Origin of the sequence: Rhizobium sp. CF122, from assembly GCF_000282035.1 — a bacterium.
Classification (GTDB): domain Bacteria; phylum Pseudomonadota; class Alphaproteobacteria; order Rhizobiales; family Rhizobiaceae; genus Rhizobium.
The window spans coordinates 1-22,078 of the sequence record NZ_AKKA01000046.1 but is presented as its reverse complement, the minus strand read 5'-3'; the positions used below and the strand labels follow the sequence as shown (position 1 = coordinate 22,078).

At 59.3% G+C, this 22,078-nt stretch carries 16 protein-coding genes, 1 tRNA gene, 1 pseudogene and 1 riboswitch; of the genes and pseudogenes, 9 read left to right on the top strand and 9 right to left on the bottom strand.

From position 1 onward, the window contains the following. Positions 1–63: 63 nt before the first annotated feature. Positions 64–339, bottom strand: a pseudogene (locus PMI09_RS10025) (hypothetical protein); the annotation flags it as partial. Between the two features lie 75 nt (positions 340–414). On the opposite strand from PMI09_RS10025, the gene PMI09_RS10020 reads away from it, so the two are divergent. Then, positions 415–759 carry a cupin domain-containing protein gene (locus PMI09_RS10020; protein ID WP_007792149.1) on the top strand — a complete coding sequence of 115 codons (345 nt, stop codon included), beginning with the start codon at positions 415–417 and terminating at the stop codon, positions 757–759. 87 nt (positions 760–846) lie between these two features. On the opposite strand, the gene PMI09_RS10015 is transcribed toward PMI09_RS10020, so the two are convergent. Further along, positions 847–2,211 carry a sigma-54-dependent transcriptional regulator gene (locus PMI09_RS10015; RefSeq protein WP_007792146.1) on the bottom strand — a complete coding sequence of 455 codons (1,365 nt, stop codon included), beginning with the start codon at positions 2,209–2,211 and terminating at the stop codon, positions 847–849. Continuing rightward, entirely contained in the window at positions 2,208–4,070 is a 1,863-nt protein-coding gene (locus PMI09_RS10010) for a sensor histidine kinase (RefSeq protein ID WP_007792143.1), read from the bottom strand. Before PMI09_RS10010 ends, PMI09_RS10015 begins: the two co-directional genes overlap by 4 nt. A gap of 241 nt (positions 4,071–4,311) precedes the next feature. On the opposite strand from PMI09_RS10010, the gene PMI09_RS10005 reads away from it, so the two are divergent. Further along, the gene (locus PMI09_RS10005; protein ID WP_007792139.1) at positions 4,312–5,646 is read left to right on the top strand and encodes a dicarboxylate/amino acid:cation symporter; all 1,335 of its coding nucleotides are present in this window, start codon (positions 4,312–4,314) and stop codon (positions 5,644–5,646) included. A 73-nt stretch (positions 5,647–5,719) separates the two neighbouring features. Here PMI09_RS10005 and PMI09_RS10000 read toward each other — a convergent pair whose 3' ends face one another. Beyond that, positions 5,720–6,964 carry a cytochrome P450 gene (locus PMI09_RS10000; protein ID WP_007792135.1) on the bottom strand — a complete coding sequence of 415 codons (1,245 nt, stop codon included), beginning with the start codon at positions 6,962–6,964 and terminating at the stop codon, positions 5,720–5,722. Between the two features lie 43 nt (positions 6,965–7,007). Next, positions 7,008–8,213 (bottom strand): GGDEF domain-containing protein, encoded by a 1,206-nt coding sequence (locus PMI09_RS09995; protein WP_037082538.1) that lies wholly within the window; start codon positions 8,211–8,213, stop codon positions 7,008–7,010. Positions 8,214–8,638: 425 nt separating this feature from the next. Between PMI09_RS09995 and clpP the strand changes: the two genes are divergently transcribed. The 6 genes from clpP (at position 8,639) to PMI09_RS09965 (ending at position 17,686) form a co-directional block, all read left to right on the top strand. Further along, positions 8,639–9,268, top strand: a complete 630-nt coding sequence (gene clpP / locus PMI09_RS09990) for an ATP-dependent Clp endopeptidase proteolytic subunit ClpP (protein WP_007792131.1) — start codon at positions 8,639–8,641, stop codon at positions 9,266–9,268. A 293-nt stretch (positions 9,269–9,561) separates the two neighbouring features. After that, entirely contained in the window at positions 9,562–10,839 is a 1,278-nt protein-coding gene (gene clpX, locus PMI09_RS09985; RefSeq protein ID WP_007792128.1) for an ATP-dependent Clp protease ATP-binding subunit ClpX, read from the top strand. A gap of 415 nt (positions 10,840–11,254) precedes the next feature. Next, complete coding sequence (gene lon / locus PMI09_RS09980; protein ID WP_007792121.1) at positions 11,255–13,669, top strand: endopeptidase La; 2,415 nt, start codon at positions 11,255–11,257, stop codon at positions 13,667–13,669. Between the two features lie 207 nt (positions 13,670–13,876). Beyond that, positions 13,877–14,152 carry a DNA-binding protein HupB gene (gene hupB / locus PMI09_RS09975; protein WP_007531759.1) on the top strand — a complete coding sequence of 92 codons (276 nt, stop codon included), beginning with the start codon at positions 13,877–13,879 and terminating at the stop codon, positions 14,150–14,152. 122 nt (positions 14,153–14,274) lie between these two features. Beyond that, a riboswitch (FMN riboswitch) is annotated at positions 14,275–14,423 on the top strand. A gap of 81 nt (positions 14,424–14,504) precedes the next feature. Beyond that, a complete protein-coding gene (locus PMI09_RS09970; protein WP_007792117.1) occupies positions 14,505–15,404 on the top strand; it encodes a DMT family transporter in 900 nt (299 codons plus the stop codon). Between the two features lie 71 nt (positions 15,405–15,475). Further along, positions 15,476–17,686 (top strand): esterase-like activity of phytase family protein, encoded by a 2,211-nt coding sequence (locus PMI09_RS09965; protein WP_193385388.1) that lies wholly within the window; start codon positions 15,476–15,478, stop codon positions 17,684–17,686. A 63-nt stretch (positions 17,687–17,749) separates the two neighbouring features. Here PMI09_RS09965 and PMI09_RS09960 read toward each other — a convergent pair whose 3' ends face one another. Continuing rightward, entirely contained in the window at positions 17,750–18,736 is a 987-nt protein-coding gene (locus tag PMI09_RS09960; protein WP_007792110.1) for an aldo/keto reductase, read from the bottom strand. Between the two features lie 306 nt (positions 18,737–19,042). Here PMI09_RS09960 and PMI09_RS09955 point away from each other — a divergent pair, with 306 nt between their 5' ends. After that, positions 19,043–19,444, top strand: a complete 402-nt coding sequence (locus PMI09_RS09955) for a (R)-mandelonitrile lyase (RefSeq protein WP_037082545.1) — start codon at positions 19,043–19,045, stop codon at positions 19,442–19,444. Between the two features lie 6 nt (positions 19,445–19,450). Here PMI09_RS09955 and PMI09_RS09950 read toward each other — a convergent pair whose 3' ends face one another. The 3 genes from PMI09_RS09950 to PMI09_RS09940 all read right to left on the bottom strand — a co-directional run bounded on the left by PMI09_RS09950 (position 19,451) and on the right by PMI09_RS09940 (position 21,657). Beyond that, positions 19,451–20,056 (bottom strand): class I SAM-dependent methyltransferase, encoded by a 606-nt coding sequence (locus PMI09_RS09950; protein WP_007792103.1) that lies wholly within the window; start codon positions 20,054–20,056, stop codon positions 19,451–19,453. Between the two features lie 128 nt (positions 20,057–20,184). Beyond that, on the bottom strand, positions 20,185–21,231 hold the full coding sequence (locus PMI09_RS09945; RefSeq protein ID WP_007792100.1) for a GGDEF domain-containing protein: 1,047 nt from the start codon (positions 21,229–21,231) through the stop codon (positions 20,185–20,187). Positions 21,232–21,581: 350 nt separating this feature from the next. Then, positions 21,582–21,657: transfer RNA gene (locus tag PMI09_RS09940), tRNA-Val, on the bottom strand. Between the last annotated feature and the right edge of the window lie 421 nt (positions 21,658–22,078).

Sequence of the window (22,078 nt, the reverse complement as noted above, 5' to 3'; positions counted from 1 at the left end):
GTGTGAAGATGGTGGCTCGCGCGTGCGCTGCGGGGCGGCGATTCGTTTCGGCGCTTAATCCGGTTATCGAATGACCGGCTCACCATGATAACGGCGCTTTGACGGTTTCGACACGCCAAATCCGACTTCCATCATCAGACGCGGCGTTTGCTTTGCCAACGTGCCCATATGGAAGCCGAAAGGGTCCTCGACAAAGCCTGTGCCCGCCCTTCCGGTCATGGTGACGGCATTCTCCTCGCCATAGAAACCCAACACTTCCTCGGCTGAATGTCCGACGAGCAGCGTCAATTGATGTTTTAGCCGCCGACGGTTGTGGCTGCGAAGGTGTCGAACGTATATTGCGAACGCGCTCGAAAAAGCTCACGATTTCAATAGCTGCTTATGCAAACGTTTGCTGCGAAGGACACTGAGACGATGGCAAACTACCTGACCTTTGACATTAGCGGCGTCGAACCGGCGTTCGGCGCCCCGGACGCCGACCGTGTGCTTGTTGGGGATCCCCAGTTCAAGACCTGGAGTCTCGAGGAGGCCGATGGCGGCCTCTATTCCGGCGTATGGGAAGCATCCCCCGGCAAGTGGCGCATCGTCTATGACGAGTGGGAGTATTTCAGCGTGCTCTCGGGTTACTCCATCGTGACGGAGGATGGGGGCGATGTCGTGCACCTTCGCGCGGGCGATCGGATGATCCTCAAGCCGGGCTTCAAGGGAAGCTGGGAAGTCGTTGAAACGACTCGCAAGGACTATGTCATCAGACTCTGATTTCAGCGCAGCAACAGGCTGAGCGAAGGGGGGCGAGGGATAGTCCGTCGACGCATTTCCGTCTTGTCCTCCAAGGGCTAGATAGACCTAGCTCCTGTCGGAAGAAGACGCGAAATCGCTGCGGACGATGCCGTGGCGTTGCAGCTTGTCGTAGAACGTCTTCCTGGGGATGCCTAGTTCCGCGATGGTACGACGCACGTCGCCGCCGTTGGCGTTCAGAGCTTCGCGAATGATGTGAGCCTCGTAGCGTTCGAGCCGGTCCGGCAGCGACAGGGTTTCGTCCGCCTCCGGTGCTGCTGCTGGCATACGGCTAGAGACGTGTCCGACTCCCAGTACAAACCGCTCGGCAAAATGCGATAGTTCGCGCACGTTGCCCGGCCAGTCGTGTTCCCGCAGATGGCGGTGAATCGACGGCGGGATCGCAGGCACGTCCCGCTTGAAGCGGCTCGCGGCGCGCTCGGCGAAGTAGCCGAAAAGAAGTGGAACATCGTCTCGGCGCTCCTTGAGCGGCGGGATGGAGATCGTCACAACGTTGAGCCGGTAATAGAGATCCTCTCGAAAATCGCCGCGTTGGCGGGGGTCGCCGAGATCGATCTTGGAGGCAGCAACGACACGCAGATCGACCGGCCGGACCTCGTTGGTGCCGAGCGGTGTAACCTCGCGCATTTCGAGCACGCGTAACATCTGCACCTGCGTTGCCGGTGGCATGCTCTCGATCTCGTCGAGGAAGAGGGTTCCGCCGCTTGCATGTTCGATGCGCCCGATGCGTTTCTTCTGCGCGCCGGTGAAGGCGCCCGGCTCGTGACCGAACAGCTCGCTTTCAACCACACTCTCCGGCAGCGCCCCGCAGTTGAGCGCGACGAAATTGCCGGATGCGCGCCGGCTCCAGCGGTGGAGCAGGCTTGCAACCACCTCCTTGCCGCTGCCGGTTTCTCCCATAAGGAGAACGTCGACATCAGTATCGGCAATCTGCCGCAAGGTGTGGCGCAGCCGCTCCATCGCTGGTGTCTGGCCGATCAGCGGCAGGTCGTCGCGCGCGTCTTCGGTGGCTTTCCGCAAAGATCTGTTTTCCATGACGAGGCGGCGCTTTTCGGCAGCGCGCCGCACGCTTTGGATGAGTCGATCCGTCGCGAAAGGCTTTGTGATGAAGTCGTAGACGCCGTCCTGCATGGCTTTAACCGCCATCGGAATGTCGCCGTGGCCGGTGACCAGGATGACCGGGAGGTCCTCGTCCTGCTGTTGCACGCGGCCGAAGAGTTGCAAGCCATCGATCTCAGGCATTCGGATATCAGAAACGAGAACGCCTGCGAAATCCGGGTTCAATGCGGCCAGCGCTTCGCCAGCGTCCGAAAAGGCGGAAACGGCAAAGCCGGCGAGTTCAAGCGTCTGCTTGGTTGCCCGCAGCAGGTCCTTGTCGTCATCGACGAGGAAGATCGGTGTTACATCGCTCATGCTCTGGCCTTCCGCAGATGCACCGTGAAGCAGGTTCCGGTTTCATCGCTTGTTACGTCGATGCGGCCGCCGTAGTCGGCTACGATGTCCTTGGAAATGACGAGGCCAAGACCCAGACCTCTCTCCTTGGACGTGTTGAATGGTGTGAAAAGCGACTTCAGGATGGCAGGCGAAATGCCCGGACCATTGTCGGCGACTTCGATTGCAACCTCGTCGTCTGTCTCGGTTACGAAGACGTCGACCTTCGCATCGGCTCGCCCATCAAGCGCTTCCAAGGCGTTCTGGAACAGGTTGATCAGAATCTGCTCAAGCCGGATCCGGTTGCCAAGCACGCATAGCCCTGTTGGCGGCGGCCGGATGTGGAGCGCCTCCAACCGGCCGGCAAATCGGCTTTTCAGCAGAACCACCGCCCCGTCGATAACGCCGCGCAATTCAACAGGCTCCGCCGCTGCACGGCCTTTCCGCGCGAAGGCCTTCAATTCGTCGGTAATCGCGCCGATCCGCTCGGTGAGGCCCGCAATCGCTTGGAGGTTGTCGTCGACGGGACTCGTTTGCTTGCGCTCCAGGAAGACGCGGGCATTGTCCGCGTAAGCGCGTATGGTCGCGACCGGTTGATTGATCTCATGCGCAACGCCTGCCGCGACTTGGCCGAGGATCGCGAGCCGGTTCGCCTGCACCAGCTCCTGCTGCACGATCTGCAGTCTTGCTTCCGTTTCCCGATGATCGGAGATTTCGGCTTGCAGACGGTCGCGTGCCCGACTGAGATCATCGGTTCGGGCGATGACCCGCCGTTCCAGCTCCTCGCGCATCGCTTGTTCTTCCGCGATCTTCGTCGCAGCCGCTTGGCGCCTCCACAGAAGAAATGCCGCGATGGCGAGAAGCGGTAGAAGCACGGCCAGAGACAGCAGCCGCATTTCGCGAACCGACGCCGCGACCGGCGCGTCAGTGGGCACAAGATATTCCAGATGCCAGGGCGTGGTGGGGACGGGTGTCGTGAGGCGCAGATACTGACCCTCACCACCACCGGGAAGAACAGCGGAAACAAGCGATGCCTCGGTGTCGATGGGCTGTGGGCGCATGATCGGCAATGTCGCCAGCGGCGCATCGCCGAACTGCAGACTGCTGCGAATGGCGGCAAGGTCGGCCTCCGGCACAGGCCTGTTCATCATAAAACGCCAGGAGGGGATGCTGGTGATCAGAACAACGCCGCGATCATCCGTAACGTAGACGGGGCGATGCGTGTCGCGCCAGTCGCTCTCAAGTCGGTCGAACTCAAGCTTGACGACCACGACGCCAAGCGGTGCTGTGGCACTGCCCACACGACGGGAAATGTAGAGGCCAGGGCGCTTGCTGACACTGCCCAGGGCAAAGTGCTCGGCGGTTCCTTCGTCCATCGCCTTTCGGAAGTAGTCGCGAAAGGTGTAATCATTGCCGACGAAGCTGATCGGTTCCCGCCAATTGCTCGAGGACACGGCGATGCCGTTGGGGCCGATGACGTAGAGCACAGCTGCCTGTGTTCCCGTGACGAGCCGCTCAAGCTTCCGATTCAATATGTCGATCGCATCGTTGCCTTCGGAGGAGAGACCATCGAGAACCTGTTGGTCTTCGGCAAGAAGCAGCGGTAGCGCGCGGGGCCTCTCCAGGACTGCGTTGAGGAGTGCGACCTTGAGGTTGGCGTCGGTTCGGCTTTGACTCTCAATCGCATCGATGGCGGAGCGGCGCCCATACACGTCCGCGGCAAAGAGTGCGGCAAGGACCAGTACTGCCGAAACGGAGGCAAACACGATCCACACGCGCCGCGCCCGCCGGCGGGTGCGGTCGAACAAGCCGAAACCTGACATCGAAGTCGACTGAAGCATTATTCACCTTGTGTGCAATTCCGCACTCGCGTCAAATCAATTTGTGCGAAAATACGCTCACGTCTTCCGGTCGACCCTACGATCTATACAGAAAATGGTTTCTGAATCAATGATTTAGTCATGAAATCTATGACTTGGCACGCATGTTGCAAATCCTCCGCAAACAGCCGCGTGGGCTGTTGACTTGGTAACGCAATCGCCCCGGGAGGCCACTTTGGTTTTGGGGCACATGGAGGACATCATGGGTGCAGCACTTCCAGTCGCGCAGCCGCGCGGCAAGGTTCCCTTCTATCGACTTCTTTACGTACAGGTTCTTGCCGCCATCTGTGCCGGCATCCTGCTTGGTCATTTCTATCCCGACATCGGCTCCTCGCTGAAGCCGCTCGGCGACGCCTTCATCAAGCTCGTCAAGATGATCATCGCCCCCGTCATCTTCTTGACGGTTGCGACGGGCATTGCCGGCATGTCCGATCTGCAGAAGGTTGGACGCGTCGCCGGTAAGGCGATGCTATACTTCCTCGTCTTTTCAACGCTGGCACTGGCGGTCGGCCTAGTGGTCGCCAATGTCATACAGCCGGGCGCCGGCATGCATATCGATCCGGCGACGCTGGATGCCAAGGCCGTGGCAAGTTACGCGGCGAAAGCTCATGACACGACCATCACGGGCTTCCTGATGAACATTATTCCGAACACCATCGTTGGTGCCTTTGCCGACGGCGACATTCTTCAGGTGCTTTTCTTCTCCGTCCTGTTCGGCATCGCGCTTGCCATGGTCGGCGATCGCGGCCGTCCGGTCGTCGACTTCCTGCAGGCACTGACCGCGCCGGTCTTCAAGCTGGTGGCAGTCCTGATGAAGGCCGCTCCAATCGGCGCTTTCGGCGCCATGGCCTTCACGATCGGAAAATACGGCATCGGTTCCATTGCAAATCTGGCAATGCTGATCGGTACCTTCTACCTGACGTCGCTGCTCTTCGTGCTCGTCGTCCTCGGCGCGGTCGCGCGGTACAACGGATTCTCGATCCTGGCCTTGATCCGCTACATCAAGGAAGAGCTCCTACTCGTTCTCGGCACCTCCTCTTCGGAAGCGGCACTTCCGGGCCTCATGGCCAAGATGGAGCAGGCAGGCTGCAAACGCTCTGTTGTCGGTCTCGTCATTCCGACGGGCTATTCCTTCAACCTCGACGGCACGAACATCTATATGACGCTCGCAGCCCTCTTCATCGCTCAGGCGACGGACACGCCGCTGACCCTGGCGGATCAGATCCTGCTTCTGCTGGTTGCGATGCTGAGCTCGAAGGGCGCTGCCGGCATCACCGGCGCCGGCTTCATCACGCTCGCTGCAACGCTCTCCGTTGTGCCCTCGGTTCCAGTTGCCGGCATGGCGTTGATCCTCGGAATCGATCGCTTCATGTCGGAATGCCGCGCCTTGACGAACTTTGTCGGCAACGCGGTTGCAACGGTCGTCGTCGCCCGCTGGGAAAATGAGCTTGACCAGACGAAGTTTGCTGCTGCCTTAGCCGGCAAGTTGCCGCCGGAACCGGAAGACGGAGTGCCGGCTCTGCAGGCTGCGGAATAACGCCTCGCCGCAAGGCGCCGGAAAGAAAAGGAAAGCCTGCGTTCTCCCGAGCGCGGGCTTTCTTATTTGTGGCCTACCAAGCCAGATCCAGGCGGTCCAATCCATGGAAATGATAGACGTCTTTCACGACGGGCGTCCGGGCGAGCCTGAGCCCTGGCAGCCGCTTGAACAGAATTGGCAGGACGATGTTCAGTTCCAGTCTTGCCAGCGGCGCCCCGATGCAGAAATGGATGCCCGCGCCAAAGGAGAGGTTGGCAGCCTCGTTGCGGTCAGGCTTGAAGGTCAGCGGATCGCTGAATTTTGTTGGGTCGAGGTTGGCAGCGGCCAGAATGAGGCTCACCTTGTCGCCTCGCTTGAATGAAATGCCGTCGATCTCGACGGGTTCGAGCGCCCAGCGCTGGAAAATGTGAACCGGCGCGCAGAGGCGCAGGGACTCTTCCACGGTTCGTTCGGTCGTTGCCTCGTCCTTGAAAAGTTCGGTCGGATCGCGCCCGCTTTCCAAGATGATGCGAACTGAGTTACCGATCTGGTGGACCGTCGCCTCGTGACCGGCATTGAGCAGTACGATCGTCGTCGAGACGAGCTCGTCCTCGGTCAGATACTGGCCTTTGTGCTCGGTGTGGATCATGTGCGTCAGCAGATCGTCCCGCGGATTGGCGCGGCGCTCGGCGATGACCGTCTTTATATAGTCCGAAAATTCCTTGGCGGCCCGCTCGGCGCCATCTTCGTCCTCGCGGGTGCGACCGAAGAGATACATGCGAATGTAGGCGTGGGACCACTTCAGGAGCTGCGGTCCCATTTCCTCCGGAATGCCGATCATGCGGGCAATCATCGTTACCGGAATAATATCGGCAAATGCTGAAAGCAGCTCGACTTCGTTGTCCTTCTCGAAGCCATCAATGAGCCTATCGGCGAGCTCGGCAAGCTCCGGCTTCATCTTCTCGACGTGGCGAGAGACGAAAGCGCGGTTAACGAGCGTTCGCAGACGGGTGTGCTCGGGTGGCTCCAGCTCCAGCAAGGAGTATCGTTCGGCGAGATCGAAATTCGCCACGTGCTGATCCGGTTCGGGAAGACCAAGCTCATCACGCGAGGCTATGTGAAGGATCTGGCGGCCGAAGCGGCGATCGCGAAGCAGGCTGTTGACGTGGTCGTAGCCGGTGAAGAACCACTGCTTCTGCTGCACCCAATAGAATGTGGGGCAGTGCGCGTGCAGAGCGGCGTAGACGGTGTTCGGATCGCTGTAGAAGGCGGGATTGCTTGCGTCGAGGGAGACGTGACGTCTGGCGGGATCGATGGAAAGGAATGGTGGGATCATCATGCTTCGAGGCTTAGCGGATTTGCCAAGCCTCGAAAAGATGGGCTCAACCTCTGGACAGTGATCCGACGCGGCGAAGCGCATGAATCTGGTCGTCAAGTGTTGGGACAAGTTCGCCACTTGTTTGATCGGGCTGCGGAGGCGGCGGAGCCGCCGCTTCGGCTTCACCAAAGATGACGGTGCAGTTGCGGCCGGCTGCCTTGGCGGCATATAGCGCGCGATCGGCCGCCGAAACCAGCTTGTCCCTATTGGCCTCGATGGCCGAGGCGAGGGCGACGCCAGTGCTGACCGTTGCGGGAATGATCGCGTCGCCGGTGCTCACCGGGACCCGGCAGAATTCGGCACGGATTGATTCCGCGAGCGCTTCCGCCTCGGTCTGGTCGGCCACCGTCGCGAAAGCGGCAAACTCCTCGCCGCCCATGCGACCGAAGGCGCCGGCAGGGACGAACTGGCGAGCCATGCGCGCAAAGACCGTCAGCACGATGTCGCCAGCCTGGTGTCCGAACCGATCGTTGACGCGTTTGAAGTGGTCGAGGTCGAAGAGCAGTACGGCGACCTGGCGGTTGTTGTGGAACGCGCTCTCCTGAATGTCATCGAACCGGCCGAAAAGGCCGCGCCGGTTCAAGACGCCCGTCAGCGAATCGGTCAGGCTGAGCATACGAAGATGCTTCTCCGAACGTTCCATGATGACGACGCAGGTGAGGGCGCACGCTAGGGTCAGCAGGAATCCCGTCGCCATAGCGGCGGCGCCCGCGAAGTTGGCGGCTTCCGCGTCGGTGGGGCCGATGACCGCCATTGCCGTCGCCGTACCGAAGCACAGGAGGCTCTGGATCACAAAGATAGCCCCCAGTTTGCTTCTTGAGCCCTCGGTGCGCTGGCCGGTCATGCAGACTGCCATTGCTAGCGCCGTCGCGCCGGTGGCCGAGGCCAGGTTGTAGAGAATGACGCGATTGGTGTAGTCGTCATTGACCCACGGCAGGAAGACGCCACCCAACCAAACGAGCGGTGGCAGCAATGCCCACCATTCGAGCTTGCGACGGTCAAGCGCCAGGTACCCGGCAACCCACGCGCTCTGCCCACATAGCGCGATCGTGTTGCCGATCTCGATGGAGAGGATGTCAGGTATCTGCCCGCGCAGCGCAACCATTGCGAAGCCCACGCCGCTAAGAAGAAAGCCCATTCCCCAATAGAAATAGGTCTTGTTTCGGACATTGTGGCGCCAGGCCATGAACGCTACCAGCGCGAGCGTCATGGCTTCCGAGCACCAAATGGCTAATCCAGTCGTAACATTGAACACGGCAATACCCCTTGCATTGCGCGCATTCTCTCGGAGGAAACTGGCAACTTCATTAATTACGCCTGGCTCGGCGGCGCATTTTTGTGCCGAGTTGTGGTTAGGCTTTCTGCTCTGTAAACGCAGCATAGTCGCAAGTGGATTCAGAATTCGTTCATCCTGGCACCGACAAAAGCTGTGCGACCGCGCGATCGCCGCTCGCTCTTCGAAGCTATTTGCAGGCATGAGCGTATATCGGGCGAAAAGTTGTTCACCTTACGCCTGCCCCTCTTAACGTTATCCATCAGCGCGTCTTGAAGAGGAGGGCAGGGAAGCTCTATGTAGGGATAAGGCATTTTCTTTGATTCCCGGCTATAGCCGGCAGACGTTGACAAAGGACGCACATGAGAAACCCAGTCGATACCGCTATGGCCCTCGTGCCAATGGTCGTGGAACAGACCAATCGCGGTGAACGCTCCTACGACATCTATTCGCGCCTGCTCAAGGAACGCATCATCTTCCTGACTGGGCCGGTCGAGGATCACATGGCCACGCTCGTCTGCGCCCAGCTCCTGTTCCTCGAGGCCGAAAACCCGAAGAAGGAAATTGCGCTCTACATCAACTCGCCGGGCGGCGTTGTTACTGCCGGCATGGCGATCTACGACACGATGCAGTTCATCAAGCCTGCTGTCTCGACGCTCTGCATCGGCCAGGCCGCCTCCATGGGCTCGCTGCTGCTTGCTGCCGGCCACAAGGACATGCGCTTTGCCACCCCGAATTCCCGCATCATGGTGCATCAGCCATCGGGCGGCTTCCAGGGCCAGGCATCGGACATCGAGCGTCACGCCCGCGATATTCTGAAGATGAAGCGCCGCCTCAACGAAGTTTACGTCAAGCACACTGGTCGCACCTACGAGGAAGTCGAAAAGACCCTCGACCGCGACCACTTCATGGATGCGGACGAGGCTCAGACCTGGGGCGTCATCGACAAGGTTCTGACGTCTCGCGTCGAGATGGAAGGCGATGCCGCCTAGTGAGAAGTAGGGATGGTGTTGTATCCGCCACAGTTCTATCTCATTTGTGATTGAACAAGGGAAGAAACCCGGTGGCGGGTGCGGCAATCTCAAGTATTAATGCTATGTTGAATTTTTATGACATAGCATCGGCAGTCGAAGGGGAATTCGTTGCCGCCGGAGCCAGGACAGCATAGTTTGGACCGGTTCGTACCCCTTAACGGCCTTGGCCGGCTGGGGCTCCAAGCGTGGAGCAGGCCAATGAGTGGACCGTAATTTCACCTTGAAATGCGGCGTGCTGGAAGGAAAGTGATATGAGCAAGGTCAGCGGCAGCAACGGCGGCGACTCTAAAAACACCCTGTACTGCTCCTTCTGCGGAAAGAGCCAGCACGAAGTCCGGAAGCTGATTGCCGGACCGACGGTTTTCATTTGCGATGAATGCGTCGAACTGTGCATGGACATCATTCGCGAAGAGAACAAGTCCTCGATGGTCAAGTCCCGTGACGGCGTTCCCACGCCCCAGGACATCATCAAGGTTCTCGACGAATACGTCATCGGCCAGCGCCAGGCGAAGAAGATCCTGTCCGTCGCCGTTCACAACCATTACAAGCGCCTCGCGCATGCCACGAAGAACAGCGAAGTCGAGCTGGCGAAGTCGAACATCATGCTGGTCGGCCCGACTGGCTGCGGCAAGACCTATCTTGCCCAAACGCTCGCTCGCATCATCGACGTGCCCTTCACCATGGCCGATGCGACGACGCTGACGGAAGCCGGCTATGTCGGTGAGGACGTCGAAAACATCATCCTGAAGCTGCTGCAGGCTGCTGACTACAACGTCGAGCGCGCTCAGCGCGGCATCGTCTACATCGACGAAGTCGACAAGATCTCCCGCAAGTCGGACAACCCGTCGATCACCCGCGACGTGTCGGGCGAGGGCGTCCAGCAGGCGTTGTTGAAGATCATGGAAGGCACGGTCGCCTCCGTGCCGCCACAGGGCGGGCGCAAGCATCCGCAGCAAGAGTTCCTGCAGGTCGACACCACGAACATCCTGTTCATCTGCGGTGGGGCCTTTGCCGGCCTCGACAAGATCATCTCCGCGCGCGGCGAGAAGACCTCGATCGGCTTCGGCGCAACGGTCAAGGCTCCGGACGACCGCCGCGTCGGCGAAGTTCTGCGCGAGCTCGAGCCGGAAGATCTGGTCAAGTTCGGCCTGATCCCTGAGTTCATCGGCCGTCTGCCGGTCCTGGCGACGCTCGAGGATCTCGATGAGGATGCGCTGATCCAGATCCTGTCCGAGCCGAAGAACGCGCTGATCAAGCAGTACCAGCGCCTGTTCGAGATGGAAGACGTGGAACTAACCTTCCACGAGGACGCTCTTCGCGAGATCGCCCGCAAGGCGATCGTGCGCAAGACCGGTGCTCGCGGCCTTCGCTCGATCATGGAAAAGATCCTGCTCGACACGATGTTCGAACTGCCGGCGCTGGAAGGCGTACGTGAGGTCGTTATCTCCGAGGAAGTGGCGCGCGGCTCCGCCCGTCCGCTTTACATCTACGCCGATCGTCAGGACGAGAAGGCCAATGCTTCGGCGTGAGGCATTAGAGATATCTTTACGATACGAACCGTGAATTTAAGGGGCTTGCCGTCGGCAGGCCTCTTTCTATTTCAAAACCAGTGCACGACCTTGATAAATCTTGCTAAAGAGGTCTGAAAGCGCTTCTGCTGCCGTTGCGGATTTCCAAGTCCGTGGCAATTATGGAATGATTCCGTTGGTGTGTTTCGGCCTTGTGCGTTAGCCGGCGCGGAAGTGGCAAGCGCCGGTCCAGCCTGGCGCTCCAGAGTGAAGGTGTTCCGTTGTAGCATAGCTGTCATGTCCAGGGGGACACCGGCCATGGCGCAGCTTGAAAAGCATAGTGAGAACCTCCACTTGTTGTCTCAAGTGGAGTGCGGCCCGGTTCTAGTGGCCGCGCCAGAAGAGCCCGGCAACGGGACGATGGAAAGGAAATAAAATGACGAAGAAAACGTCAGTTGCGAGCATCGCATATCCGGTTTTGCCCCTGCGCGATATCGTCGTCTTCCCGCATATGATCGTGCCGCTATTCGTCGGCCGCGAGAAGTCGATCCGTGCGCTTGAGGAGGTCATGGGATCGGACAAGCAGATCATGCTCGTCACGCAGATCAACGCGAGCGATGACGATCCGGAACCCTCTGCCATTCACAATGTCGGCACCGTCGCCAACGTGCTGCAGCTGCTGAAGCTGCCTGATGGCACCGTCAAGGTTCTGGTCGAAGGTCGCGCACGCGCCGAGATCGACGCCTACACCGATCGCGAGGACTTTTATGAAGCCCTTGGCCATGTTCTCGAAGAGCCGCATGACGATCCGGTCGAACTGGAAGCGCTCAGCCGCTCGGTCGTGTCCGAATTCGAGAGCTACGTAAAGCTCAACAAGAAGATCTCGCCTGAGGTCGTTGGCGCCGCTAGCCAGATCGACGACTACTCGAAGCTCGCCGACACGGTTGCGTCGCACCTGTCGATCAAGATCACCGAGAAGCAGGAGATGCTGGAAACCACCAGTGTCAAGGCACGCCTCGAAAAGGCGCTCGGCTTCATGGAAGGCGAGATCTCGGTCCTGCAGGTCGAAAAGCGCATCCGTTCGCGCGTCAAGCGCCAGATGGAGAAAACCCAGCGCGAGTACTACCTGAATGAGCAGATGAAGGCGATCCAGAAGGAGCTCGGCGACGGCGAGGAAGGCCGCGACGAGATGGCCGAACTGGAAGAACGCATCTCCAAGACGAAGCTGTCGAAAGAAGCACGCGAAAAGGCCGATGCCGAGCTGAAGAAGCTGCGGCAAATGAGCCCGATGTCGGCCGAAGCGACTGTTGTCCGCAACTACCTCGACTGGCTGCTCGGCATTCCGTGGGGCAAGAAGTCGAAGATCAAGACGGACCTCAACAACGCCGAGAAGATCCTCGAAGCCGATCACTTCGGTCTCGACAAGGTCAAGGAGCGCATCGTCGAGTACCTGGCTGTTCAGGCTCGCGCGACCAAGATCAAGGGTCCGATCCTGTGCCTCGTCGGCCCTCCGGGCGTCGGCAAGACCTCTCTTGCCCAGTCTATCGCCAAGGCGACTGGCCGTGAGTATGTCCGCATGGCGCTCGGCGGCGTTCGCGACGAAGCTGAAATCCGCGGTCACCGTCGCACCTACATCGGTTCGATGCCCGGCAAGGTCATCCAATCGATGAAGAAGGCGAAGAAGTCCAATCCGCTCTTCCTGCTCGACGAGATCGACAAGATGGGTCAGGATTTCCGCGGCGATCCGTCGTCTGCTCTGCTCGAGGTGCTGGATCCGGCTCAGAACTCGACCTTCATGGATCACTACCTGGAGGTCGAATACGACCTGTCGGACGTGATGTTCATCACGACGGCGAACACGCTGAACATTCCGGCGCCCTTGATGGACCGCATGGAAGTCATCCGCATCGCCGGCTACACCGAAGACGAAAAGCGTGAGATCGCCAAGCGACACCTGCTGCCGAAGGCCATCAAGGAGCATGCTCTGCAGCCGAATGAATTCTCGGTCAGCGACGATGCCCTGATGGCGATCAGCCAGCAGTACACCCGCGAAGCCGGTGTTCGTAACTTCGAACGCGAATTGATGAAGCTCGCCCGCAAGGCGGTGACCGAGATCATCAAGGGCAAGACGAAGTCCGTTCATGTGACGGCCGAAAACATCGACGACTATCTGGGCGTTCCGCGCTTCCGCCACGGCGAAGCAGAACGCGAAGATCAGGTCGGCGTGGTCACCGGTCTGGCCTGGACGGAAGTCGGCGGCGAACTGCTGACGATCGAAGGCGTCATGATGCCGGGCAAGGGTCGGATGACCGTGACCGGCAACCTGAAGGAAGTCATGAAGGAGTCGATCTCCGCAGCGGCATCTTACGTCCGCTCGCGCGCTGTCGATTTCGGCATCGAGCCGCCGCGCTTCGACAAGAGCGACATCCACGTGCACGTGCCGGAAGGTGCGACGCCGAAGGATGGTCCGTCGGCCGGTGTTGCCATGGCAACCGCAATCGTCTCGATCATGACCGGTATCCCGGTCGACAAGAATGTGGCCATGACTGGTGAGATTACTCTTCGCGGTCGTGTTCTGCCAATCGGCGGCCTGAAGGAAAAGCTGCTCGCAGCGCTTCGCGGTGGCATCAAGAAGGTGCTGATCCCGGAAGAAAACGCCAAGGATCTGGCGGAGATTCCGGACAACGTGAAGAACAACATGGAGATCATCCCGGTGTCCCGCATGGGCGAGGTGATCAAGCATGCGCTGGTCCGCAGACCGGAAGCGATCGAGTGGGATGGCACGGTGGAAACGCCGGTCATTGCAACGGTCGAAGGGCTCGATGAAACAGGTGCAACCATAGCTCACTGAGCTTTGTTTGCCACATTCGTGCCCAATTGCTTAAAAACCCTGAAAAGGCTGGTGTTTTCGCCAGCCTTTTTTTGTGAAATTGACACGCAGGTGCTTGCATTTCCTTGATTTGCAGGGTCTTTGGGGTGCGGCGGGCCTGATGAACTCTATTCTGTGCCTAGCTTATAGATTTGAGTCGTTTCGAACCATTTAGAAAGGGGTGGAAACATGAACAAGAATGAACTCGTGTCCGCAGTTGCCGAAAAGGCAGGACTCTCGAAGACCGACGCTGCTTCCGCAGTTGATGCTGTTTTCGAAGTCGTCCAGGCTGAACTGAAGGGCAAGGGCGACGTTCGCCTCGCTGGTTTTGGTAGCTTCACCGTCTCCCATCGCGCAGCCACGAAGGGCCGCAACCCGTCCACCGGCGCTGAAGTCGATATTCCGGCTCGCAACGTGCCGAAGTTCACGCCCGGCAAGGGCCTGAAGGACGCCGTTAACGGCTGATATGAATTTGCTTGTCGGCCGGGCAACGAGACCGGCGGTGCAAGTTTCGAAGGGTTCGGCCACGGCCGGACCCTTTTCGTATTTCGCGGACTTGTCGGCACGCGAGGTATGTCTTACGAAAATACTGTTCTCAGGGCGGGGTGAAAGTCCCCACCGGCGGTAAGGGCCTCGGCTCAAGCCCGCGAGCGCCTTTTGGCCGGTGTCGAAAGGGTCAGCAGATCCGGTGCAATTCCGGAGCCGACGGTTACAGTCCGGATGAAAGAGAATGAGCGGAGCGGGCGAGGGCGAATTCTGTCCTGGCTGCGGTATCGCGCTCATGCGTCCTGATTTGTGTTGGTTTCGGAAAGAAAACATGAATCAGACTTCCCCTACATTTTCTGCTTCGCGAGCAATGATCGGCGCTGCCTGGATGGTCGCTGCAGGCATCGCCTTCTCGATCCTCAATGTCGTCACGCAATGGCTGACGATGAGGCTCGCCTTCCCCTCCGCCTCTGCAGCCTTCTGGCAATATGCCTTTGCGCTGGTCTTCTCGTTGCCCTTTCTCCGGCGCGTCGGCTTTGGAGCAATGCGAACGCGCTATCCTTGGCGTCACGTCGTGCGTGTCGCCTTGGCAGCCTTCGGTGTGATGACCTGGGTCGCAGGGCTTGCGTCCGTGCCGATCTGGCAGGCGATCGCCCTGGTAATGACTTCGCCATTCTTCATCATCATGGGCGCACGCATCTTCCTTGGTGAATACATCGGCCTCGCACGGTGGGTGGCGACTGGCACCGGCTTCGTCGGAGCGATGATCATCCTGCAGCCCTGGTCGGACAGCTTCAGTTGGGCGGCGCTCCTTCCAATCCTGTCGGCGCTTCTCTGGGGTGCCTCGTCGCTGATCACCAAGAGCCTTACCGGGGTCGAACGGCCGGAAACCATCACCGTCTGGCTGCTGGCTCTCCTGACGCCCATCAACGGCGGATTGGCGGTCGCCGCGGGATTCAGCATCCCTTCCGGTATGACGCTCCTGCTTTTCGTTGCGGCAGGCCTCCTCACCGTGATGGCCCAGTATTTCTTGACACTTGCCTATTCAACGGCCGATGCCGCCTACATCCAGCCCTTCGACGATCTCAAGCTGCCGCTCAATGTTTTCGCCGGCTGGTTGGTCTTTGGTTATGCGCCGACCGGCTATTTGTGGTTGGGGGCGATGCTGATCCTTGGTGCATCGCTCTTCATCATGAGGAACGAAATGAAGAAGGAACGGGAGACCGGCTAGCGCAGTCAGAATATGACAGCAGTGTCATTCCGGTGTCATGCCTATCCCGCAAAACCCCTTTGTTTGAATTCATGGGGGATTTCATGACAACTCTATCGCGCAAGACAGTGCTCGTTACAGCGCTTCTGACGACGGCCGCGTTTCCGGCCGCCGCAGAGCCCGTTTTCAACCGCATCGCAACTTTTCCGGTGGCATCCAACCTGCCCGAGGGAAAAGACAAGCTTTCGGCCACTTCGGCGGAAATAATCACGGCCACCGACGACGGCATGACGCTGATCTATAGCGATAGCCCGCTCGGTGCGATCGGATTTGTCGATATCTCAGACGCCAAGGCGCCGAAGGCCGGCGGCGCGCTGATGATGGACGGCGAGCCGACCTCCGTGACGTCCGCCGCCGGCAAGGCGCTGGTGGCCGTCAATACGTCAGAGAGCAAGGCGAAGCCCTCGGGGCGCCTCGCGATCGTCGACGTTGCAACCAAGAAGATCGAGAGCACCTGCGATCTCGGCGGCCAGCCGGATTCGATCGCACTCAACAAGGACAAGACGCTCGGCGCGATCGCGATCGAAAACGAGCGTGACGAAGAGGTGAACGACGGCAAGATTCCACAGATGCCGGCAGGCGAGCTCGCCGTGTTCCAAGTCAAGAACGGCACGGTCGATTGCAGCTCGATCAAGCACGTCACGCTGACGGGCCTTGCGGGCATTGCGCCCGAAGATCCGGAACCAGAATTCGTCTCGTTCAACGACCAGAACGAGATTGCCCTGACCCTTCAGGAAAACAACGAAATCGTCATCATTGACGCGGCAACTGCAACGGTGAAGACGCACTTCTCCGCCGGCAGTGTCGATCTGGCCGGCATCGACACCAAACGCGATGGTGCCCTGAAGTTCACCGGCGAACTCAAGGGCACCCCCCGTGAGCCTGACGCGGTGAAGTGGCTCGACAATAACCGCCTGGTCGTTGCCAACGAAGGCGACTATCAAGGCGGCTCGCGCGGTTTCACGATTTTCGACAAGACCGGCAAGGTGCTCTACGAATCCGGTGCTTCCTTCGAACGTGCCGTCGCCAATATCGGCCACTATCCGGACAAGCGTTCATCCGCCAAGGGCGTCGAGCCGGAAGGTCTGGAAGTGGCGACGATCGGAGGCCAGAAATACATATTCCTGCTCGCAGAGCGCGCCTCTGTCGTCGGCGTCTACAGGGATACCGGTGCGGAGCCTGAACTGGTCCAGATCCTTCCGTCCGGCGTTTCACCTGAAGGCGCTGTGGCCGTACCGTCGCGCAATCTTCTCGCGACCGCCAACGAAGCCGATCTTGGCGAGGACGGCGGCCCACGGTCGCACGTGATGCTCTACGAACTCGCCGAGGGCGAGGCGGCCTATCCGCAGATCGTTGCGGCCGAGAAGGATAGCAACCCGGTCGGCTTCGCGGCGCTTTCCGGTCTTGCTGCCGTTCCGGAAAAGTCGGGACAGCTGTTTGCCGTCAGCGACAGTGTCCTCGGCATGCAGCCGACGATCTACACGATCGACGCAACCAGGAAGCCGGCCGTGATCACCGAAACGCTGACCGTAAAGCGCGACGGCCAACCGGCACAGAAGCTCGACATCGAGGGTGTGGCCGTTGATGAAAAGGGCTGGTTCTGGCTGGCGTCCGAAGGCAACACTGAGAAGCTGGTGCCGCACGCTCTCTATCACGTCAATCCGAAAGGCGAGATCAAGGAAGAGATCTCACTTCCCAAAGAATTGGCAGCGAACGAAATCCGCTACGGCTTCGAAGGTGTGACGATCGTCGGCTCCGGCGACGACGCGACGCTCTGGATGGCCGTCCAGCGCGAGTGGAAGGATGACGAGAAGGGCTTTGTCAAACTTGTTTCCTACAATCCGAAAAGCAAGGAGTGGGGTGCCGTCCGCTATCCGCTCGACAAATCCGAAGCGGGCTGGATTGGCCTCTCCGAAATCTCCGCTCATGGCGATAGCGTCTACATCATCGAACGCGATAACCTTGTCGGCGACGCAGCGAGACTGAAGAAGCTCTACAAGGTAGCGATATCAGATCTGAAGCCCGCCAAGCTCGGTGGCGAACTGCCGGTCGTCAAGAAGATTGAAGCCCACGACTTCCTTCCGGAGCTGAAGACCGCCACCAATGGCTATGTCCTCGACAAGCTCGAGGGCTTCGTTTTCGATGCCTCCGGCAAGGCCTACGCGGTCACGGACAATGACGGCGTCGATGATTCCTCAGGTGAAACTCTGTTCTTCCAGGTCAATCTCGTTGGCACAAACTGAGATTGGCTCAGGCATGAAACAGAATGGCCGGGTCTACGCCCGGCCATTTTTCTTGCGGCTGCTTTACCAGCGCTGGTGGACATAAGGAGCGACGAGGCGCTCGTAGATCTCGCGTGTGGCGTCCATCACCTCATGCGAGAGCGGCGCGAGACTTGCCGCCGCCGCGTTGGCGCGTGCCTGTTCGGCATTGCGTGCACCCGGAATGACGACGGTGACTGCATCGCTCATCAGGATCCAACGCAGCGCGAAGGCCGCCATCGTCGCGCCAGCGGGAACGAGCTTGCGCACTTCCTCCACCGCCTGCAGGCCGACCTCGAAGGGAACGCCAGCGAACGTCTCACCGACATCGAATGCCTCGCCGTGACGATTGAAATTGCGGTGATCGTCGCTCGCAAACTTCGTATCGCGGGTGATCTTTCCGGACAGCAGACCACTTGCAAGCGGCACGCGGGCGATGACGGCGATGTTCTTCCGCCGCGCCTCCTGGAAAAACAGGTGATCGGGCCGCTGACGGAAGATGTTATAGATGATCTGGATGCTGACGACGCCAGGATACTCGATCGCCTTCAGCGCTTCCTCGACCTTCTCGACGCTGACGCCGTAGCCCATGATCTTGCCGGCCTTCTGCAGCTCATTCAGGCCTTCGAAGACCTCCGGGCGATAAAGCACTTCTGTCGGAGGGCAGTGCAACTGCACGAGGTCGAGGTTGTCGACGCGCAGGTTCTTGAGACTGCGATCGATGAAGCCTTCGAGGTTGGCCTTGGTGTAGCCATCGGTGACATGCGGGTTCAGCCGGCGCCCTGCCTTGGTCGCAACCATCGGCCGTTCGCCGCCACGGCTCGCAAGAACGTCGGCAATGATCTTTTCCGATCGGCCGTCGCCATAGACGTCGGCGGTGTCGATGAAGGTCATGCCGGCGTCGAGCGCCGCATTCAGCGCGTCGCGGCCGTCGGCTTCGCTGACATCGCCCCAGGCGCCGCCGATCTGCCATGCGCCGAAGCCGATATTCGTGACGGTATGGGGCAGGTGGCCGAAAGAATGCTGTTTCATGGAAATCCTCCGCGTGATGAAATGCCTCGCCCTAGCAGTCGCCCAGGCAAGGAGCAAGCGCCTGCAGCTGAGATAGGGCGGCATCGCCGGAGCGCCGCCATTTCTTCTGCGGAGCGACATGAACGCCACGATTCGGAGCGCGCTCTGCTATCCGCGGTTATCGTCGGATTCGCTGTCTCCGATTGGTGACAAGGCGCTGTGGTCAGGGCCACGCAGCCTGGGACCGAGCAATGCGTCGCTTGGACAATGAAGCCGCTTGGCTTACGGTCGCCTGGACAGATCGTCATGCTCGAAAAGGAAACGTCGATGGAGATCAAACCCTGCGGATCGCGGCCCTCTATGAAGGCGCCGACAGAATATTTCACGGGGTCGGTCCGTCAGGACCCACTGATGGACGCGCCAACCCCGGCAAGGGTGAGGGTAGTCAGCGTCACGTTCGAACCGGGCGCACGAACCGCCTGGCATACGCACCCGTTGGGGCAGACCCTGATCGTCACCGCAGGCAAGGGGCTGGCGCAGAGCGAGGGCGGCCCCCTTCGTGAAATTTGCGCCGGCGACACGGTCTGGTTCGCGCCGGGCGAAAAGCACTGGCATGGCGCCGGGCCCGATACCGCAATGACCCACATCGCGATCCATGAAGCGCTGGACGGCAGCGCCGCCGACTGGATGGGACAGGTCAGCGACGAGCAATACGCAGGAAAGGCCTGAAGCGGCTCAGAGGCGCTTCAGGCAATAGGAAAAGTGAGCGTGCGATTCGACCGTCAGGAACTCGAATTGCCAGCCATAGTCCTTGCAGAACTTGGTGACCGCTTCGACGACGCCGTAGACGATCGGCTTAACGGCATTGCCGGTGCAAAAGTCATGCCCGGCGATTCTTCCCGTTCGTTTCACTTTCTTCTCGCACAGCAGGAGTTCCTGCCAGGTGAGCTCGAAGGAATGATCGGTGTCGATGTAAGCCCAGTCGAGAAAGTCATCTTCGAATTCGGCGAGCTTTTCGAGCGATGTGCCCTGCATCAGGTGCAATTGGCCACTCTCTATCTGGTCTTTGAACTGATTGTGGATTTGATCGAGCCCCGAACTGTAGCGGTCCATGCTCCAAGGATCGATCAGGTAAAGCTGCGCAGGCCGATTCTTCTCAAGGATTTCCGCCGTATACTCCCCAAAGGCAGCTCCAACTTCGACGCCGATGCCGCCGTTCGGGATACGGTAGAGCAATTCGCTCCGATCAGGCAGCAGCCGTGCATTTTCCATATGGTGCGTGCTCAACTGTGTGCGCGGCATACTAGCCCGCTGTGCCTGCCGTTCCTCGCGTGTCTTCATGATGATGTCTCGGATAATGCGTGTGTTGTTGGACCTTGCGGCCCGCGGGAACCACCTTATAGCCAGCGCAACGCAATGTTGGCTAGGCTTCTTCGGGAGGCGCAACGACAGATCGCTGCGATCTGATCTTACCGATAGATCAGCCAGTCCTTGGGCACCTGCGAGACATTGGCCACACCATGGACAGAGACGTTGTCTCCGCCCGATGCCTTTGCCATGCCGAGCGCCTGTTCGGCGAATGCTATAAGCGCATCAGCCGTCCGGGCTTCCTTCGACATACATATCCCGACCGAGAATGAAATTGGCGCTGCCCGTTTTCCCGATACGGGATGCACCACCGGCAATCCCCTAAGCCGATCGCGGAGCCTATCGACAAGCCGCATGATCTCCGTCTCGTCCGCCGTTCGGAAAATGAAACCGAAGCGCCCCCGATCGAAGCGGCAGGCCAGATCCTTTTCACCGAACATCGCCTGGATCAACTCGCCGATTTTCTTGAGGACGGGCTCAAGAAGGTTTGGAACGGCCGCAATGGTCTCGTAGCGGTCGATATCCGCAAAGGCGATTCCGCACAGATCAGGCAGTCCTGATTTCTCATAGACATTGGCGAGTTCCTTGTTGAATACCCGACGGTTCCCCAGGCCGGTCAACGTATCGACAAATCTTGCGGCGTTTGCCGCGGCGGCCTCGCGCTGTACCTCCTCGAGCTTCTGGGATTTTTCCACCACCTTGGAAGCGAGCATTGCACTTTGCGCCTCGCGAGTATGTGTTGCCGAGCTTACCGATTGCAGCGATCGCGTGAGCGCGGCCGTGTCTGTCACATCATTGGCTTCAAAGACGCGGGCAGCTTGGCTGATGATACTTCCGTAGCGCGTCAGTGCTGACTTTTCCTCGTCGAGCAGGGAGAGAATGCTCTGCAGTTCCTGCTGCACCTGGCCGGAACGGGCCTCGAGCAGGCTGCCTTCGAAGTGGTGGGGCAGGTAACGGCGTCCGATTCCATCCAGGGCCTCCTGTGTCTTGACCGGGCCAAGTGATCTTAGCTCGCGGGCGAGATCCGGACTGTTGCCAGTCAGGGCCTCGAATACGAGCTCATAGTTGCGCGGCAGCCCTTCGATTCCAAGATGTTGCAAAACCGTTGCAATGCGAAAGGCTAGATTCGTGTGCGTGTTGGACTGCACCAGATGCCCTCTCCGACGTGACTTCGTCTTTACCACTGACGAGGCTGGGTGACATGAGCGGCGGCCATGGCCGGCTGTGTCACAATTGCAGGCAAGCTATGCTGGAAGCTTTTCCTGCAACCGCTTGCGCTGTGCCGGAAAGCAGAAGAAAGACGTATGTAGAAAGCCACCGGAACATCATGCTCCCTATGACAAACAACTTATGAGGACAATACTGCGCGCGCTCAATTAAAACGAAGTAAATGAGTACTCTGGCGCAGCGAGGGAGGTACGCAACGCACGCCACCTGCTCGAGCGGATCCGATACGTCGCCATCATCAGCGGCAAACTATGAGTATGTAGGAAAGAAATGGTGGGCGATGAGAGACTCGAACTCCCGACATCCTCGGTGTAAACGAGGCGCTCTACCAACTGAGCTAATCGCCCTCGCGAGATCGGTCCGGTTCGGCCCGCCGCGTCGGTGGCCGTGATCTATGCGGATCGCGGACAAACCGCAAGAGTGTTTGTGAAGATTTTTTGATTTTTTTGAATGGAGCTGCTCACCCGGCTTTCGTCTCGGCGATTTCTGAGCTGTGGAAAGCCGCCGGCGAGTACAGGGTGAGGGCTCGGGGATCGATTGCTTGTGCAAGCCCGACAAGCACTCCTCTAATAATACACTGAATTTGCCTAGGGATTTTCGTTCTCCAAAAACAATTCGCAGACTGTCATCGTTTTGTCTCCAAAGCTGCTTGACACTCAAATGCGAACCCCTTAGTTAGCCGCTCATCGAAGCGGCGAAGCTGCTTTGACACGGACGCGAAAGCTTCCGGATCGCTTGAAATGAATGCGGGTGTAGCTCAGTCGGTTA

Excerpts from the sequence above, each read along its gene's own strand:
- PMI09_RS10020 (WP_007792149.1), top strand. The coding sequence starts at position 415 with ATGGCAAACTACCTGACCTTTGACATTAGCGGCGTCGAACCGGCGTTC.
- PMI09_RS10015 (WP_007792146.1), bottom strand. The coding sequence starts at position 2,211 with ATGAGCGATGTAACACCGATCTTCCTCGTCGATGACGACAAGGACCTG.
- PMI09_RS10010 (WP_007792143.1), bottom strand. The coding sequence starts at position 4,070 with ATGCTTCAGTCGACTTCGATGTCAGGTTTCGGCTTGTTCGACCGCACC.
- PMI09_RS10005 (WP_007792139.1), top strand. The coding sequence starts at position 4,312 with ATGGGTGCAGCACTTCCAGTCGCGCAGCCGCGCGGCAAGGTTCCCTTC.
- PMI09_RS10000 (WP_007792135.1), bottom strand. The coding sequence starts at position 6,964 with ATGATGATCCCACCATTCCTTTCCATCGATCCCGCCAGACGTCACGTC.
- PMI09_RS09995 (WP_037082538.1), bottom strand. The coding sequence starts at position 8,213 with ATGACGCTCGCGCTGGTAGCGTTCATGGCCTGGCGCCACAATGTCCGA.
- clpP (WP_007792131.1), top strand. The coding sequence starts at position 8,639 with ATGAGAAACCCAGTCGATACCGCTATGGCCCTCGTGCCAATGGTCGTG.
- clpX (WP_007792128.1), top strand. The coding sequence starts at position 9,562 with ATGAGCAAGGTCAGCGGCAGCAACGGCGGCGACTCTAAAAACACCCTG.
- lon (WP_007792121.1), top strand. The coding sequence starts at position 11,255 with ATGACGAAGAAAACGTCAGTTGCGAGCATCGCATATCCGGTTTTGCCC.
- hupB (WP_007531759.1), top strand. The coding sequence starts at position 13,877 with ATGAACAAGAATGAACTCGTGTCCGCAGTTGCCGAAAAGGCAGGACTC.
- PMI09_RS09970 (WP_007792117.1), top strand. The coding sequence starts at position 14,505 with ATGAATCAGACTTCCCCTACATTTTCTGCTTCGCGAGCAATGATCGGC.
- PMI09_RS09965 (WP_193385388.1), top strand. The coding sequence starts at position 15,476 with ATGGGGGATTTCATGACAACTCTATCGCGCAAGACAGTGCTCGTTACA.
- PMI09_RS09960 (WP_007792110.1), bottom strand. The coding sequence starts at position 18,736 with ATGAAACAGCATTCTTTCGGCCACCTGCCCCATACCGTCACGAATATC.
- PMI09_RS09955 (WP_037082545.1), top strand. The coding sequence starts at position 19,043 with ATGGAGATCAAACCCTGCGGATCGCGGCCCTCTATGAAGGCGCCGACA.
- PMI09_RS09950 (WP_007792103.1), bottom strand. The coding sequence starts at position 20,056 with ATGAAGACACGCGAGGAACGGCAGGCACAGCGGGCTAGTATGCCGCGC.